A 15,928-nucleotide genomic window follows, 5' to 3' on the forward strand; every position below is an offset into this window, starting at 1 on the left:
CACTATCAAGAAAGCTCCTACGTTTGTATCCGTAAATGCCGGTACCAGCGCCCCTATCAGCTCCATAACCCCGGCGCTAAACTGGTTTTACATCTGTGCTGCATAGTTACCGCCAAACGTTCAAAAGACGCCTCAGAGGATCGCCGCCATGGCTAAAGAGCAATTGCCTATTGAGCAGGTACATGTCGGCTATATCCCCATGCCCACCCTTGATCGGCTGATGGAGTTGCGCGACGCCCTGGTCGCGCTCAAGGGGCCGCTGGCCAATGACCCACGGCTGCGGGAAAGTGTGCAGAATTCGTTGATCAATGCCGAGAACCACGAGCGGGTGCTGGGCAAGGTCAGCCTGGGGTATGAGCGGTGCTGATGCAAAAATACTGCACTTAACCTGCATTAATATGCATTGGCGAGGGTTTTGATTGATCGGCACACTGCGCCGGTTCCTCCCCCAAATGTTGGAACTTTCGGAGGGCTTTGCGGGAAACCGCAAAGCCCTTCTTTTTGCCTGATCCCGCATTATTTCCTGCTCGCCTTTGAAGATTGGACTGCCCCGCAATGCTCGCTCGTTGGTTACCCGCTGCTATCAATACCCGTCCCGCCGAATGGAGCCGCGCCGCCATCGGCATGGCCCTGGGCACCCTGTTTAGCGTATGGCTCTGCGCCCAGGTGTATGGCCTGGAAGTGGCCATGCACCTGCTGGGTCCGCTGGGGGCCTCTGCCGTGCTGTTGTTTGCGGTGTCATCGGGGGCCCTCGCCCAGCCATGGTCGATTATTGGCAGCTATCTATGCGCCAGTGTGGTGGCCTTGCTGGTAGCCCGGGTCTTGGGCCGGACCCTGGGCAGTGCCTGCCTTGCGGCGGGCATGGCGTTGATGCTGATGTGCTGGCTGCGTTGCCTGCACCCGCCCTCGGGTGGCCTGGCCATGACCCTGGTCCTTGCCGACCCGGCCAGCATCGCCCTGGGTTGGCAGGAGGTCGGGCCGGTCATGCTGGGGGCTGGCACCCTGCTGCTCTCGGCACTGGCCTATAACAACCTGACCCGCACCCGTTACCCCAAGGGCCCCGCCGAGGTGCCGGTGATGGTGCAACCGCACGCTCGGGAGGTGGACGCCAAAATCACCGCCGTGGACCTGGAGCAGGCGTTGGCGCAAATGGAGCAGTTTTTCGACGTCACCCCCAGCGAACTGGAAGAGCTGATCCACATCGCCGAAGACCATGCGCGCCGCCGCAGCATTGGCCAAGTGCTGGCCAGCCGGGTGTAGGCGCACCCACCCTGGTTTTTTATCGAATACCCCCTGCATAAATGCAAAGATGACCTGCAGGATTCCGGCTTGTACTGGGCAAATTTGCACTGGTACGATCCGGAGATGGTTCGCCCGCGAACATTTTGATAAAGAACAATAAAAGCAGGGAGTTACAGATGACTGCTCAGGCTCAGTCCCAGGCGACATGCAGCACCCAGTCCTCCCAGGACAGCGTCCTGGCCGAAGTACGCAACCATATCGGCCACCTGACCCTCAACCGCCCCGCCGGCCTCAATGCAATCACCCTGGACATGGTCCGCAGCCTTTCGGCGCATTTGCGCGCCTGGGCCGAGGATGCCCAGGTGCATGCCGTGGTGTTGCGCGGCGCCGGCGAGAAAGCCTTCTGCGCCGGTGGCGATATCCGCTCGCTATACGACAGCTTCAAGGGTGGCGACACCCTGCATGAAGACTTCTTCGTCGAAGAATACGCCCTCGACCTGGCCATTCATCATTACCGCAAGCCGGTCCTCGCCCTGATGGACGGCTTTGTCCTGGGCGGCGGCATGGGCCTGGTCCAGGGGGCCGACCTGCGGGTTGTCACCGAACGCAGCCGCCTGGCCATGCCGGAAGTGGCCATCGGTTACTTCCCGGATGTGGGCGGCAGCTACTTCCTGCCGCGCATTCCTGGCGAGCTGGGGATTTACCTGGGGGTGACCGGGGTGCAAATCCGCGCCGCCGACGCCCTGTACTGCGGGCTCGCCGACTGGTACCTGGACAGCGCCAGGCTGGCGGAACTGGATCAGAAACTCGACCACCTGCAATGGCACGATTCGCCACTCAAGGACCTGCAAGGCTTGCTGGCCAAGCTTGCGGTGCAACAATTGCCGGATGCGCCACTGGCCGCCCTGCGCCCGGCCATCGACCACTTCTTTGCCCAGCCGGATGTGCCGAGCATTGTCGAACAACTGCAACAAGTGACCGTCGCCGATAGCCATGAATGGGCGCTGAGCACCGCGCAGTTGATGCAGACCCGCTCCCCCTTGGCCATGGCCGTCACCCTGCAGATGCTGCGACGCGGTCGCCACCTGGCACTGGAAGACTGCTTCGCCCTGGAGCTACACCTGGACCGCCAGTGGTTCGCCCGGGGCGACCTGATCGAAGGCGTGCGCGCGTTGTTGATCGACAAGGACAAAGCCCCGCGCTGGAACCCGCCAACGCTCTCGGCATTGGACCAGCACCACGTCGACAGCTTCTTCCAAGACTTCGCGAAGAACGGGAACTAACTCATGCAAGATATTGAATTTACAGAAGAACAAGTCATGATTCGCGACATGGCGCGCGACTTTGCCCGTGGCGAAATCGCGCCCCATGCCCAGGCCTGGGAAAAGGCCGGCTGGATCGACGACGGCCTGGTCGCCAAGATGGGAGAACTGGGCCTGCTGGGCATGGTAGTGCCGGAAGAATGGGGGGGCACCTATGTGGATTACGTGGCCTACGCCCTGGCCGTCGAGGAGATTTCTGCGGGTGACGGCGCGGTAGGCGCGCTGATGAGTATCCATAATTCAGTGGGTTGCGGGCCGATCCTCAACTACGGCACACAGGCACAGAAAGAAACCTGGCTGGCTGAACTGGCCAGCGGCCAGGCCATCGGCTGCTTTTGCCTGACCGAGCCCCAGGCCGGCTCCGAAGCCCACAACCTGCGCACCCGCGCCGAATTGCGTGATGGCCAGTGGGTGATCAACGGCGCCAAGCAGTTTGTCAGCAATGGCAAACGGGCCAAATTAGCGATTGTGTTTGCAGTGACCGACCCGGAGTTGGGCAAAAAGGGCATTTCGGCGTTCCTGGTGCCCACCGACACCCCAGGTTTTACCGTGGACCGTACCGAACACAAGATGGGCATCCGCGCCTCGGACACCTGCGCCGTGACCCTCAGCCAGTGCAGCGTGCCGGAAGCCAACCTGCTGGGCGAACGCGGCAAGGGTCTGGCCATTGCCCTGTCCAACCTGGAGGGTGGGCGCATCGGTATCGCCGCCCAGGCCCTGGGCATTGCCCGCGCGGCCTTTGAAGCGGCATTGGCCTACGCCCGTGACCGGGTGCAGTTCGACAAGGCCATTATTGAGCACCAGAGCGTGGCCAACCTGCTGGCCGACATGCAGACCCGCCTCAATGCCGCACGCTTGCTGATCCTGCATGCCGCACGGTTGCGCAGTGCGGGCAAGCCGTGCCTGTCCGAAGCCTCCCAGGCCAAGCTGTTTGCTTCGGAAATGGCCGAGAAAGTCTGCTCTTCGGCGATGCAGATCCATGGCGGCTATGGCTACCTGGAAGACTACCCTGTGGAACGCTACTACCGGGATGCGCGGATTACGCAGATTTATGAGGGTACCAGTGAGATCCAGCGCATGGTGATTGCACGGGAACTGAAGCACTATCAGCTCTGATCACTAACGATTGCTCCCTTTGTAGGGGAGCAATCGGCAAACAAGAGACTGTCATAGGTTTTTCATGTCGAACTTCACAGACGCCGTCAGTGTTTTTCTTTCACGTATGGCCTTGATAAACATCGTTCCTTCAGCACGTTTTCCGTCTGGAGAAAACGTAACATCAACGTGGCCCTCTCTTGTGATCCATGGCGTGGATGAATCCAGCGTGTAAAAGTCCAGGACGCGCAGCTCCGCGTCTCCAAGCTGATACTTACCGGAGGGAGTGCCAGCCTGCAAAGCCGCTTCGATGGCCGTGGGGTTGGGTGCAGTCCCCTGGTCACCGTATAGGTGAACTGAATCCTGGAGGCGGCCATACCAAACAAAGTCCGCAACAAAGTCTGTGCCGGGCGTATTGTCTATGGTGACTGTCGCTTGCATGGTGCCGGTTGAGCGGGCATTGCCTTTTACAACTCTTGTGCGCGTACTGTTAGACATTTTCTCGCCATCCAAATGACTGATTAATAAGTTGTGTGCTCATTAGATAACGAGTCGTGAATATTAAAAACTGTCAAATCTGACAGTCTAAAACGTTGGCTTTTATTTCTTTTTACCCCGTGTAATGAGTGCATGACGGTCCCTCTGCGGGTGATGCCCCGTGGCTAGCCTGCTTATAAGATTGATCACCCAGTGCAATGCCCGTAAGTCCGACTAATCTGTCTAGCTCCTAGTGCCCGTTCTCGCCACACAGGAGGTGTGTCATGAGTGTCGTCGATCACCGGATCCGCGCCGAGCGGATCAGCCAGGAGCGCTACATCCAAGCCCCTATCGAAACCGTCTACGACTATGTGACCCAGCCCGACCGCTGGCACGAATGGCACCCCACCTCGTTGAGCGCAGACACCGGTACCAGCGGTTCACTGCCCGTTGGCCAGCGCTTCACCGAAATGATCGACCTGCTGGGGGTACGAGTGCCCATGAGCTACCGGGTGCAGATCGCCGTGCCGCCCCGGGAGTTCAAGACCGTGTTCACTTCCCTCGCCGTGGATGGCAGCATTCACTACTTTCTCCAGACGCGCGGCAGCGGCACCCTGTTTACCCGGGTGCTCAGCTATGAGACCGAGCTGCAGCTCGATACCTTGCAAGCGCGCATGGTGGCGCTGTCGAACCAGGCCATGGACCAACTCAAGCAACGCCTGGAATCGTTCTGAGCTGACAAACTTGTCATCTTTCTCTCAGTTTGCTGACAGCAGCGGACGCTAAGCTCCGAGACTGTCGCGTGCGCGTATAATTTCGAAACATAACCACCTCACCTGCTTCGCAAAAGCGCGGACAATGCGCGCTCTTTGCGCACTCCGTAACCGATGGGACCTGTCTATGAAAACCACCCTGCGCCTGACTTTACTGTCCGCCCTGTTCATGACCAGCCTGGCCCAGGCCGCCGAACTGATCCCGATTGACGTGCATCGCGATGCCAACTGCGGCTGCTGCAAAAAATGGATCAGCCACCTCGAAGCCAACGGGTTCAAGGTCAACGATCATGTGGAAGCCGACATGAGTTCGGTCAAGCAGCGCCTGGGCGTGGCTCCGCGCCTGGCGTCCTGCCATACCGCGGTGATCGACGGCAAGTTCGTCGAAGGCCATGTGCCGGCTGATCAAGTGTTGGCCCTGCGCAAGCGCGACGATCTGTTGGGCATCGCCGCACCAGGCATGCCCATGGGCTCGCCAGGGATGGAAACCCAGGGCATGAGCGATGCCTATCAAGTCATTGGCCTGACCCGCGCCGGCAAAGACGTGGTGGTAGCCGAATACCCGGCCCACTGATCTATGTTTGCAGGCTATGCCGGGCTGTTTCTCAGCGCTTTCGGGGCGGCTACGCTGCTACCGCTGCAATCGGAAGCGGTGCTGGTGGCGCTGCTGCTCAATGGCAGCTACTCGCTGTGGCTACTGCTCGGCATCGCGACCCTGGGCAACGTATTGGGCTCGTTGGTCAATTGGTTGCTGGGCCGTTCGGTCGAGCTGTTCAAGGACCGTCGCTGGTTTCCTGTGAGCGCTGCACAGTTGGAAAAGTCCCGCGGCCATTATCGTCGTTGGGGCCATTGGTCACTGCTGCTCAGTTGGCTGCCGATCATCGGCGACCCACTGACCCTGGTGGCCGGCGTGATGCGGGAGCCGCTCTGGCGTTTTATATTGATCGTCAGCCTGGCCAAGGCGGCCCGTTACGCGGTGGTGGCAATGGCTGTGCATTGGGTGTAACGGTCAATCCCCAGTTAACGCAAGGCAGGTGTGTATGTCCGTACAGATCGCAGTCATAGATGATTGGCAAGACGTCGCGCGGGACGTGGTGGATTGGTCCGTGCTGGAGGCGGTCGGCCAGGTGCATTTCCTGCACGACTATCCGGCCGATACCGCCACCCTGATCGCTCGCTTGCAGGGGTTTGAGGTGATTTGCGTGATGCGCGAGCGCACGCTTTTCGATCAGGCGCTGTTGCATGGGTTGCCGGCGCTTAAACTGCTGGTCACCGGTGGTATGCGCAATGCGGCCATCGACCTGGCCGCGGCCAAGGCCCTGGGCATCCAGGTGTGCGGCACCGACAGCTACAAGCACGCGGCGCCGGAGCTGACCTGGGCGTTGATCATGGCATCCACGCGCAATCTGCTGGCTGAAGCCAACGCCCTGCGCGCCGGCCAGTGGCAACAAGGGCTGGGCGGCGATCTGCATGGCAAGACCCTGGGCATCCTCGGCCTGGGCAGTATTGGCCAGCGCGTGGCGCAGTTTGGCCAGGTGTTTGGCATGCGCGTGATTGCCTGGAGCGAAAACCTTACCCCGGAACGCGCCGCCGCCGTGGGGGTAACCTGGGTCAGCAAGCGCCAATTGTTCGAGCAGGCCGATGTGCTGTCGATTCACCTGGTGCTCAGCGAGCGCAGCCGTGGACTGGTGGATGCCCAGGCCCTGGGCTGGATGAAGCCCAGTGCACGTCTGGTCAACACCGCACGCGGGCCGATCGTTGATGAAGCGGCGTTGGTCGATGCACTGCGCCATGGCCGATTGGCCGGCGCAGCGCTGGATGTGTTCGGGCAGGAGCCATTGCCGGCGGACCATGAATTCCGCCATCTGCCCAATGTATTGGCCACACCCCATGTCGGCTACGTCAGCGAGCAGAACTACCGGCAGTTCTATGGGCAGATGATTGAAGACATCCAGGCATGGGCTGCGGGGGAGATACGGCGCGGCCTGAACTGATACAAAACATTAGATATCACCTATAACTCATTGATATATAACTATATTAACTCTTAATAAATCACTTTAAGCACGACCGCGCACCACTATCGAGCAGCACTGCCTCGGCGCCCCGCCAAGAGGCACCCATCCCCTGTGGCGAGCGGGCTTGCCCGCGTTGGACTGCGCAGCAGTCCCCCTCTCGTGCCTCTACACACCCAGCCGTCGATACGATGCCCACCCACCACACCGCCGCAAAAAAGATATTGTCCTACAAATTTTTCCCACAGCCCTTGCAGGCTCTGGGCTGTGTCCTAGACTGATGACCGATGGGTCACGATCAGAACAAAAGCCCCCGCAATAAATCGAAACTTTCCAACTCTGCCGTAGGTCAGGTTTAAGGTAGGACGCACGCCACCGGCGCCAGCCGGACGTCCGCCCATCCAATCTATTTATCAGTTCGGTGCAATTGGCATAAGCCTTGCCAGTCTGTGCAGTGCTAGTGCGCGTGACCGCAGGACGCGGTTGATTTTCGCTGGGGCCTCAGGCGCTCAGTTGACCAACACATGGGAGAGAACAATGATAAGTGCCGCTTCGGGAACTCAGGGACAGCGTTTTAGTCAGCCGGTCGATGGACCAACCACCTTGGTTGACCTTCCCGGCCCAGTGCGGTCGGTGTCGTCGCAAAATCCCAATCGTAAGAAAGTACTGTTTGTGACCTCGGAGCTGGCTGATCTGGTGAAAACCGGCGGCCTGGGGGATGTGTCCGCTGCCCTGCCCCGAGCCATGGCCCACCTGCACGATGTACGGGTGCTGATTCCGGGCTACCGCCAGGTGTTGGACAGCGACAACCCGATCCATATCATCGGCGAACTGGGCGGGCATGCCGCGCTGCCACCGTGCAAGATCGGGCGCATGGACCTCAAGGACGGCCTGGTCATCTATGTGCTGATCTGCCCCGAACTGTACGAGCGTGAAGGCACGCCCTATGGCGCCAACAACGGCCGCGACTGGCCCGACAACCATATCCGCTTCGCCCGCCTGGGCCTGGCCGCCGCCGATATCGCCGCCAACCTCGCGCAAATCCACTGGTGCCCGGACCTGGTGCATGCCCACGACTGGCCAGCCGGCCTGGCGCCGGCCTACATGCACTGGCGGGGTTCGCGCACCCCCACGCTGTTTACCATCCATAACCTGGCCTATCAGGGCGTGGTCAGCCTGGCCTCGTGCCCGGAGCTGGGGATTCCCGAACATGCCTTGCAACAGGAAGGCATGGAGTTCTACGGCAAGATGTCGTTCCTCAAGGCCGGCATGGCCTATTCCAGCCATATCACCACGGTCAGCGCCACCTACGCCCGGGAGATCACCACCCCCGAGTTCGGCTGCGGCCTGGATGGCTTCCTTGCCAGCAAGACCCAGCAAGGCCTGCTCAGTGGCATCCCCAACGGCATTGATGAAAGCTGGGAGTCGTCCACCGACCCACACCTGGACCACCCATTCAATATCGGCGACTGGCAAGGCAAGGCGGTCAACGCCAGCCACGTACGCAAGCTGTTCGGCCTGGACGCGTCCAGCGGCCCGCTGTTTGCCGTGGTGTCACGCCTGGTCTACCAAAAAGGTCTGGACCTGACCGAAGCCGTCGCCGGCTTTATCGTCGAAAACGGCGGGCAAATTGCCATTATCGGCCGTGGCGAGCCGGAAGAAGAACAAGCCATGCGCGCCCTGGCCCTGCGTTTCCCCGGCCGCATCGGCGTGCGGATCGGCTTTAACGAAACCGACGCCCGCCGCATGTTTGCCGGCAGCGACTTTTTATTGATGCCCTCGCGCTACGAGCCCTGCGGCCTGAGCCAGATGTACGCCCAGCGCTTCGGTTCGCTGCCGGTGGCGCGCAACACCGGCGGCCTGGCTGACACCATCGAAGATGGCGTGACCGGCTTTTTGTTCGACGAATCTACCGTCGAAAGTTACGAAGCCGCCCTCGCCCGTGCCTTCAAGGTGTTTGCCTTCCCCGGCCTGCTCAACGCCATGCGCTGCCGGGCCATGTCCGCGCCATTCAACTGGTGCCAGGCGGTGGAGCCCTATGCCGAACTTTACGAACAACTGGTAGCGAAAGCGCTGGGAAAATCAGGAAAAGTATAAAGAGGTTAGGATAGATGCCGTCACGGACTCTGGAAACATGGCCCCACGGCGCGATCATGCAGGATGCGCAACACACCCGCTTCGCCCTGTGGGCGCCTGATGCGTTTTATGTCAGCGTCGAGCTGCAAGGGGGGCAGTCGGTGCCCATGCTGCCCCAGGCAGCGGGCTGGTTTGTGGCTGTCGTGCGCTGTGGGGCCGGTACCCGCTACCACTTTAATATTGATGGCGAGCGCGATGTGCCGGACCCGGCATCGCGCCTCCAGTACGCGGATGTACATGGCGACAGCGTGGTGGTCGATCCCTTGGCCTACCCCTGGCGCCACAGCGCCTGGCAGGGCCGACCCTGGCATGAAGCGGTGATCTACGAGCTGCATGTGGGGGTCCTGGGAGGCTACACCGCTGTAGAGCAACACCTGCCACGCTTGGCCGAGTTGGGCATCACCGCCATTGAGCTGATGCCGCTGGCGCAGTGCCCCGGCGAGCGTAACTGGGGCTACGACGGGGTGCTGCCCTACGCGCCGCAAGCGTCCCTGGGCACGCCGGAGCAGTTGAAACAGCTGATCGACAGGGCCCATGAGCATGGCCTGGCGGTGATTCTGGATGTGGTCTACAACCACTTCGGCCCCGACGGTAACTACCTGGGCCAGTACGCCAAAGGCTTTTTCCGCGAAGACACCCACACCCCCTGGGGCGCCGGGATCGACTTTCGCCGCCGCGAGGTGCGCGACTTCTTTATCGACAATGCGCTGATGTGGCTCCTCGAATACCGCTTCGACGGCCTGCGCCTGGATGCGGTGCATGCCATCGACGACCCGTCGTTCCTCAAGGAGCTGGCCCGACGGGTGCGTGAGCAGGTGGACCCGGACCGCCATGTGTGGCTGGTGCTGGAAAACGAATTCAACCAGGCCAGCCTGTTGCAGCAGGGTTTCGATGCGCAATGGAACGACGACGGGCATAACGCCCTGCACGTGCTGTTGACCGGCGAGACCGACGCCTATTACGCCGACTTTGCCGACGAACCCACCGCCAAACTGGCGCGCTGCCTGGGCGAAGGCTTTATCTATCAGGGTGAGACCACGCGCCACGGTACCCGGCGTGGCGAATCCAGCGAGCACTTGCCGCCCAGTGCCTTTGTGCTGTTTTTGCAGAACCACGACCAGATCGGCAACCGCGCCCTTGGCGAGCGCTTGCATCAACTGTGTTCGCCCCAGGCGTTGCAGGCGGCGACCACCTTGTTGCTGATGTCGCCGATGATCCCGCTGCTGTTCATGGGCGATGAGATCGCCGCCGAGCAGCCCTTCCTGTTCTTTACCGACCATCACGGCGAACTGGCCGAGGCCGTGCGCGAAGGCCGACGCAATGAGTTTGCTGACTTCGCCGCCTTCAGCGACCCCGAGCGCCGCGCGCAGATTCCCGACCCCAACGCGCTGCAGACCTTCGAACGCTGCATCCCGCAGTTTAGCCAGGCGCCTGCGGCGCTGTATCGCCAGCTGCTGGGCCTGCGCCGGCAACATATCGTGCCCCACCTGCCCGGCAGCATGGCCCTCGGCGCGCAGGTCCTGGGCCAGGGCGCGGTATCGGCCCGCTGGCGGATGGGCAATGGCAGCATCCTGCAGATCGACCTCAACCTGAGTGCGGCCACCCTGCATCATCCGGCCGGCATCACTGAGCTGTTCAGCACCAGCAGCGACCCTGGGTCACTCACGCCCTTCTGCGCCCGCGTCAGCCTGACGCCGGGCGACACCTCATCACCTGTTGGAGAGCACCCTTGAGCGAAGCGCAATTGGAAATACTCGCCAGCCGCGCGGGCCTGGCGGTGGATTGGATCGACGCCAATGGCCGCCCGCAACATGTCAGCGCCGACGCCTTGCGCGCCGTGCTCAATGGTCTTGGCCACCCCGCCGACACCGATGAAGCCATCGCTGCCAGCCTGCAAGACCTGGAGCGTGTGCAACAAGACCGCCATCTGGCGCCACTGCTGACGGTGGACGTCGGCAGCAGCCTCGACCTGGCCGCATACTTTGCTCCCGGCACGCCGTGCCAGGTTTACCTGGAGGATGGCAGTACCCAGAGCCTCGAGCTGGACGCCGAGGCCAACCTGCCCGGTACCCTGCCCGTGGGCTACCAGCGGGTGCAGATCGGCGGCCAGTCCTTCACCCTGGCTGTCGCGCCCCTGCGCTGTTTCAGCGTGGCCGAGGCGGTGGACAGCCAGCCTGCCCGTGCGTGGGGCCTGAGCGCCCAGTTGTATGCGTTGCGCCGTAGCGGCGACGGCGGTTTTGGCGACACCCAGGCCCTGGAACAACTGGCCCGCGCCGCCGCGGAACGGGGCGTCGATGCCCTGGCCATCAGCCCGCTGCACGCGATGTTCAGCGCCGATACCACGCGCTACAGCCCCTACTCGCCGTCCAGCCGGCTGTTCCTCAATAGCTTGTACGCCTCGCCGGGGTGCATCCTCGGCGAGCGCGCAGTGCGCAGCGCTATCGAGTCCACCGGGTTGGCCGATGAGCTGCACGAACTGGAACAACAAAGCCTGATCGACTGGCCTGCCGCCGCCAAGGCCAAGCAACGCCTGCTGCGTGCCCTGTATGAGGACTTCCGCCAGGGCGAGCACCCGCAGCAGGCGGACTTCCTGAGCTTTCGCCAAGCCGGCGGTGAGGCCCTGGAAAACCACTGCCGCTTCGAAGCCATCCAGGCCGAGCGCGCCGCCACCGGCGAAAGCCTCGACTGGCGCCAGTGGCCCGAGGAGTGGCGCGATCCGGGCAGCGCCGCGCTGGCACAATTCGCCGCCGAGCAAGGCGAGGCCATTGGCTTTTATGCCTTCAACCAATGGCTGATCGCCCGCTGCCTTGAACGTGCGCAACAAGCCGCCCGCGGCAGTGGCATGGGCATCGGCCTGATTGCCGACCTGGCCGTGGGTGCCGATGGCGCCGGCAGCCAGGCCTGGAGCCGTCAGGATGAACTGCTGGCCGACCTGACGGTGGGTGCGCCACCGGATATCCTCAACCGTGCCGGCCAGGGCTGGGGCATCTCCGCGTTCTCCCCCGAAGGCCTGAAACGCAACGGTTTTCGCGCCTTTATCGAAATGCTGCGGGCCAACTTCGCCCATGCTGGCGGCTTGCGTATCGACCATGTGATGGGCCTGCAACGGCTGTGGGTGATCCCCAGGGACGCTTCGCCCAAACAAGGCGCTTATCTGTATTACCCGGTGGACGACCTGCTGCGCCTGCTGGCCCTGGAATCCAGCCGACACCAAGCGATTGTGCTCGGCGAAGACCTGGGCACGGTGCCCGAGGGCCTGCGGGAAAAGCTCAGCGCCCGGGCCATGCTGGGCATGCGCGTATTGCTGTTCGAACAGGACCACGGCGGGCGCTTCACGCCGATCCTCGACTGGCCGGATAACGCCCTGGCCACCACCAGTACCCATGACCTGCCGACGCTCAATGGCTGGTGGCACAGCCGCGATATCGACTGGAATGTGCAACTGGGGTTGATCGACGCGCCGACGGTGGAGCAATGGAGCGAGCACCGCCAGCGCGAGCGTGAAGCACTGCGCCAGGCCCTGGTTCAAGACCCGCAGAACTTCCTCGATGAACTGCGCAACGAAACCGACCACATGCTCGATGCCAGCGTGCGCTACCTCGGCCACACCCGTGCGCCGCTGGTGTTGCTGCCCCTGGAAGATGCCCTGGGCGTCGAAGAGCAAGCCAACCTGCCTGGCACCACCGACACCCATCCCAACTGGCGACGGCGCTTGCCGGGGGACGCCGCGCACCTGCTCGACGATGAAAACGCTGCGCGCCGCCTGGAGTTACTGGCGGTCGCCCGTAATCAAGCCCTAGAGCGTGACCGATGAACAGCGTCTTGCTACGAGCCACCCAGCGCCTGCAATTTCACAAAGGCTTTACCCTCGACGATGCGGTGCCGCTGGTGCCGTATTTTGCCCGCCTGGGCATCAGCCACCTGTATGCGTCGCCCCTGCTCAAGGCCCGCGCCGGTTCAATGCATGGCTACGACGTGGTCGACCCGACCACCGTCAACCCGGAACTGGGCGGCGAACCCGCCTTGCGTCGCCTGGTGGCGGCCCTGCGCGCCCATGAGATGGGGCTGATTCTGGATATCGTGTCCAACCACATGGCCGTCGGTGGCAGCGACAACCCCTGGTGGCTGGATCTGCTGGAATGGGGGCGCCTGAGCCCTTACTGCGAATTCTTCGATATCCAGTGGCACTCCCCCGACCCGCTGCTCAAGGGCCAACTGCTGATGCCCTTCCTCGGCAGCGATTACGGCGAGGCCTTGCAAAGCGGCAACCTGCCCCTGCGGTTTGACCCGGCCCAGGGCAGCTTCTTTGTCGAGCACTACGAGCACCGCTTCCCGATCTGCCCCAGGGACTACGGCGATATCCTGCGCCTGCATCCGCCCCTCAAAGAGCTGGCCGACCGCTTCAGCGCCCTGGCCTATCAGGCTGATGCCTGGCCCCTGGCCGCCAGCCTGAAACAGGAACTGGCCGTACAGGCGCGCGAGCCCCTGAACCTGACAGCCATCGAGCACATCCTGGCGCTGTTTGATGCGCGCCAGCCCGAGGGGTTTTCCCGGTTGCACCAACTGCTGGAGCAGCAAGCCTACCGCCTCGCCAGTTGGCGCACCGCGGCGGATGACATCAACTGGCGGCGCTTTTTCGACGTCAACGAGTTGGGCGGCCTGCGGGTGGAGCGGGCCACGGTGTTCGAGGCCACCCACCGCAAGATTTTCCAGCTGATCAGCGAAGGCCTGGTGGATGGCCTGCGCATCGACCATATCGACGGCCTGGCCGATCCCCGTGGCTACTGCCGCAAGTTGCGGCGCCGGGTGGATGGATTGTCGCCGAGCCGGCACTTGCCGATCTTTGTCGAGAAAATCCTCGGCACCGGGGAAACCCTGCGCGAAGACTGGCGGGTAGATGGCACCACCGGCTATGAGTTCATGAACCAGGTGTCGCTGGTACAGCACGACCCCCAGGGGTTCGAGGCGTTGGCCCAGCTGTGGAGCGAGGCCAGCGAGCGGCCGTCGGCGTTTATCGAGGAAGCCTGGCTGGCCCGGCAACAAATCCTCAACGGCTCCCTGGCCGGGGATTTTGAGAGCGTGGCCCAGGCCCTGCTGCAAGTGGCCCGCGCAGATGTGATGAGCCGTGACCTGACCCTGGGCGCGATCCGCCGCGCCTTGCAGGAGCTGATCGTGCACTTCCCGGTGTACCGCACCTACATCAGCGCCTGTGGCCGCAGCGCCGCTGACGAGGCGCTGTTCCAGCAGGCCCTGGCCGGTGCCCGTGGGACTTTGAGCGAAGCCGACTGGCCAGTGCTCGACTACCTGCAACAGTGGCTCGGCGGCCAACTCTGGCGCGAACGCCCGGTGGGGCAGCCGCGCAAGATCCTCAAGCATGCCTGCGTGCGTTTCCAGCAACTGACCTCGCCGGCAGCCGCCAAGGCCGTGGAAGACACCGCTTTCTATCGCTCGGCAGTGCTGCTCTCGCGCAATGACGTGGGTTTCAGTACCGAACAGTTCAGCGCGCCCCTGGCCGAGTTCCATGCCGCCAACCAGCAGCGCCTGCAGACCTTCCCCGATAACCTGCTGGCCACCGCCACCCATGACCACAAACGCGGCGAAGACAGCCGAGCGCGCCTGGCGGTACTCAGCGAGTGCACGCCCTGGTATGCCGAGCAGGTGCAACAGTGGCGCAGGCTGGCGGCGCCCTTGCGCGATGATCCGGCCATCCCCTCGGCCGGTGATGAGCTGATCCTGTATCAGGTGCTGCTGGGCAGTTGGCCCCTGGACCTGGGCATTGAGAACACCGACGACTATCAGCAGCGCCTCTGGCAATGGCAGCAAAAAGCCCTGCGCGAAGCCAAACTGCACAGCAGCTGGAGCGCCCCCAACGATGTGTATGAGCAAGGTGTCGAAGCCTTCCTCAGGCGCTTGTTGCTCGAGCCCGCCGGTCTGACCTTGCGCACCGCGATCCACGCGGCGGCCGAGGCCATCGCCCCCGCCGGCGCGTTGAACGGGCTGGCGCAATCCTTGCTGCGCAACACCGTGCCAGGCGTGCCGGACCTGTACCAGGGCGACGAATTCTGGGACTTGAGCCTGGTGGATCCGGACAACCGGCGGCCGGTGGATTTCAATGCCCGGCAACAGGCATTGGCGGCAGCACCCGGCGCCTTGCTTGAGCGCTGGCGTGACGGGCACTTGAAGCAGGCGCTGATTGCCCAGGTGTTGAACCTGCGCAAGGCCTACCCGTTGTTGTTCGCCAGGGGACGCTATGTACCGCTGCAAGTGCTGGGTCGGCATGCCCAACGGATTGTCGCCTTCAGCCGCGAATATCAAGGCCAGTGGCTGTTGGTGGTGGTGCCACGCTGGACCCACGCTCTGCTTGAAAACAGCGCCCAGCCCCGGGTGGATGCGCAGGTTTGGGGCGATACCCGGATCACATTACCGTTCGACGCCACGCAGCAAAATTGGAAGGGACTTTTGCAAACAGGCGCAGTCACACCCAACAAGGAGCTACTGATCAGCGCTGCCCTGGGGGTACTCCCGGTAAATGTCTTTATCCATTCTGACGATCAAGAAAGCTGAAATTTTCTGTGAGGAGCATTGCGATGAGCACCGAAGACAAACGCGTTCGTGAATTCGCGTATCAGATATGGGAGTCCGAAGGTAAACCCGAGGGCCAGGAAGCCCGTCATTGGGAAATGGCCCGCAAGCTGGCCGAAGCCGAGGCCCTGACCCCGAGTAAGCCCAAGACCGGCACCAAGGCCAAGGCAAAGCCGGCTGCGGAAAAACCGGCGGTCGCCAAAAAACCACGGGCGGCGCGTAAGCCTGCCGGCTGATCCACCTTCCCACAGGAGCCGGCCACCGGCTCCTGCAGCACACTCAACGA

At 62.5% G+C, this 15,928-nt stretch carries 14 protein-coding genes; 13 read left to right on the forward strand and 1 reads right to left on the reverse strand.

Translation table 11 applies throughout. The features are described from left to right. Positions 1 to 148: 148 nt before the first annotated feature. The 4 genes from HBR94_RS12945 to HBR94_RS12960 all read left to right on the forward strand — a co-directional run bounded on the left by HBR94_RS12945 (position 149) and on the right by HBR94_RS12960 (position 3,680). The gene (locus tag HBR94_RS12945) at positions 149 to 367 is read left to right on the forward strand and encodes a type VI secretion system contractile sheath small subunit (protein ID WP_057959487.1); all 219 of its coding nucleotides are present in this window, start codon (positions 149 to 151) and stop codon (positions 365 to 367) included. Between the two features lie 188 nt (positions 368 to 555). Beyond that, a complete protein-coding gene (locus tag HBR94_RS12950) occupies positions 556 to 1,260 on the forward strand; it encodes an HPP family protein (protein ID WP_120733143.1) in 705 nt (234 codons plus the stop codon). Positions 1,261 to 1,418: 158 nt separating this feature from the next. Further along, on the forward strand, positions 1,419 to 2,525 hold the full coding sequence (locus tag HBR94_RS12955) for an enoyl-CoA hydratase/isomerase family protein (protein ID WP_057959485.1): 1,107 nt from the start codon (positions 1,419 to 1,421) through the stop codon (positions 2,523 to 2,525). 3 nt (positions 2,526 to 2,528) lie between these two features. After that, positions 2,529 to 3,680, forward strand: coding sequence for an acyl-CoA dehydrogenase family protein (locus tag HBR94_RS12960; protein ID WP_057436580.1), 1,152 nt, complete (start codon positions 2,529 to 2,531; stop codon positions 3,678 to 3,680). Positions 3,681 to 3,731: 51 nt separating this feature from the next. On the opposite strand, the gene HBR94_RS12965 is transcribed toward HBR94_RS12960, so the two are convergent. Continuing rightward, entirely contained in the window at positions 3,732 to 4,157 is a 426-nt protein-coding gene (locus HBR94_RS12965; protein WP_170044929.1) for a hypothetical protein, read from the reverse strand. A 263-nt stretch (positions 4,158 to 4,420) separates the two neighbouring features. Between HBR94_RS12965 and HBR94_RS12970 the strand changes: the two genes are divergently transcribed. From HBR94_RS12970 to HBR94_RS13010, 9 genes are all read left to right on the forward strand, one after another. After that, positions 4,421 to 4,870, forward strand: coding sequence for an SRPBCC family protein (locus tag HBR94_RS12970; protein ID WP_057436584.1), 450 nt, complete (start codon positions 4,421 to 4,423; stop codon positions 4,868 to 4,870). Positions 4,871 to 5,036: 166 nt separating this feature from the next. Beyond that, positions 5,037 to 5,483 (forward strand): DUF411 domain-containing protein, encoded by a 447-nt coding sequence (locus tag HBR94_RS12975; protein ID WP_057959482.1) that lies wholly within the window; start codon positions 5,037 to 5,039, stop codon positions 5,481 to 5,483. 3 nt (positions 5,484 to 5,486) lie between these two features. Continuing rightward, entirely contained in the window at positions 5,487 to 5,915 is a 429-nt protein-coding gene (locus HBR94_RS12980) for a YqaA family protein (RefSeq protein WP_057436587.1), read from the forward strand. Between the two features lie 34 nt (positions 5,916 to 5,949). After that, the gene (locus tag HBR94_RS12985) at positions 5,950 to 6,903 is read left to right on the forward strand and encodes a D-2-hydroxyacid dehydrogenase family protein (RefSeq protein ID WP_170044930.1); all 954 of its coding nucleotides are present in this window, start codon (positions 5,950 to 5,952) and stop codon (positions 6,901 to 6,903) included. 558 nt (positions 6,904 to 7,461) lie between these two features. Next, the gene (gene glgA / locus HBR94_RS12990) at positions 7,462 to 9,021 is read left to right on the forward strand and encodes a glycogen synthase GlgA (RefSeq protein WP_057436591.1); all 1,560 of its coding nucleotides are present in this window, start codon (positions 7,462 to 7,464) and stop codon (positions 9,019 to 9,021) included. Between the two features lie 14 nt (positions 9,022 to 9,035). After that, complete coding sequence (gene treZ / locus HBR94_RS12995) at positions 9,036 to 10,793, forward strand: malto-oligosyltrehalose trehalohydrolase (protein ID WP_170044931.1); 1,758 nt, start codon at positions 9,036 to 9,038, stop codon at positions 10,791 to 10,793. Then, complete coding sequence (malQ, locus tag HBR94_RS13000; protein ID WP_169960329.1) at positions 10,790 to 12,874, forward strand: 4-alpha-glucanotransferase; 2,085 nt, start codon at positions 10,790 to 10,792, stop codon at positions 12,872 to 12,874. Before treZ ends, malQ begins: the two co-directional genes overlap by 4 nt. Beyond that, entirely contained in the window at positions 12,871 to 15,624 is a 2,754-nt protein-coding gene (locus HBR94_RS13005; RefSeq protein WP_170044932.1) for a malto-oligosyltrehalose synthase, read from the forward strand. Before malQ ends, HBR94_RS13005 begins: the two co-directional genes overlap by 4 nt. 23 nt (positions 15,625 to 15,647) lie before the next feature. Continuing rightward, positions 15,648 to 15,878 (forward strand): DUF2934 domain-containing protein, encoded by a 231-nt coding sequence (locus HBR94_RS13010; protein ID WP_057444084.1) that lies wholly within the window; start codon positions 15,648 to 15,650, stop codon positions 15,876 to 15,878. Positions 15,879 to 15,928: the final 50 nt, after the last annotated feature.

It is taken from the genome of Pseudomonas sp. WS 5412, from assembly GCF_012985615.1.
GTDB classification, from domain to species: domain Bacteria; phylum Pseudomonadota; class Gammaproteobacteria; order Pseudomonadales; family Pseudomonadaceae; genus Aquipseudomonas; species Aquipseudomonas shahriarae.

What these genes read in the sequence shown, in the direction of transcription:
- HBR94_RS12950 (WP_120733143.1), top strand. Translation starts at nt 556, where the DNA reads ATGCTCGCTCGTTGGTTACCCGCTGCTATCAATACCCGTCCCGCCGAA.
- HBR94_RS12970 (WP_057436584.1), top strand. Translation starts at nt 4,421, where the DNA reads ATGAGTGTCGTCGATCACCGGATCCGCGCCGAGCGGATCAGCCAGGAG.
- treZ (WP_170044931.1), top strand. Translation starts at nt 9,036, where the DNA reads ATGCCGTCACGGACTCTGGAAACATGGCCCCACGGCGCGATCATGCAG.
- HBR94_RS12965 (WP_170044929.1), bottom strand. Translation starts at nt 4,157, where the DNA reads ATGTCTAACAGTACGCGCACAAGAGTTGTAAAAGGCAATGCCCGCTCA.
- HBR94_RS12980 (WP_057436587.1), top strand. Translation starts at nt 5,487, where the DNA reads ATGTTTGCAGGCTATGCCGGGCTGTTTCTCAGCGCTTTCGGGGCGGCT.
- HBR94_RS12960 (WP_057436580.1), top strand. Translation starts at nt 2,529, where the DNA reads ATGCAAGATATTGAATTTACAGAAGAACAAGTCATGATTCGCGACATG.
- HBR94_RS12945 (WP_057959487.1), top strand. Translation starts at nt 149, where the DNA reads ATGGCTAAAGAGCAATTGCCTATTGAGCAGGTACATGTCGGCTATATC.
- HBR94_RS12975 (WP_057959482.1), top strand. Translation starts at nt 5,037, where the DNA reads ATGAAAACCACCCTGCGCCTGACTTTACTGTCCGCCCTGTTCATGACC.
- glgA (WP_057436591.1), top strand. Translation starts at nt 7,462, where the DNA reads ATGATAAGTGCCGCTTCGGGAACTCAGGGACAGCGTTTTAGTCAGCCG.
- HBR94_RS12955 (WP_057959485.1), top strand. Translation starts at nt 1,419, where the DNA reads ATGACTGCTCAGGCTCAGTCCCAGGCGACATGCAGCACCCAGTCCTCC.
- HBR94_RS12985 (WP_170044930.1), top strand. Translation starts at nt 5,950, where the DNA reads ATGTCCGTACAGATCGCAGTCATAGATGATTGGCAAGACGTCGCGCGG.
- HBR94_RS13005 (WP_170044932.1), top strand. Translation starts at nt 12,871, where the DNA reads ATGAACAGCGTCTTGCTACGAGCCACCCAGCGCCTGCAATTTCACAAA.
- HBR94_RS13010 (WP_057444084.1), top strand. Translation starts at nt 15,648, where the DNA reads ATGAGCACCGAAGACAAACGCGTTCGTGAATTCGCGTATCAGATATGG.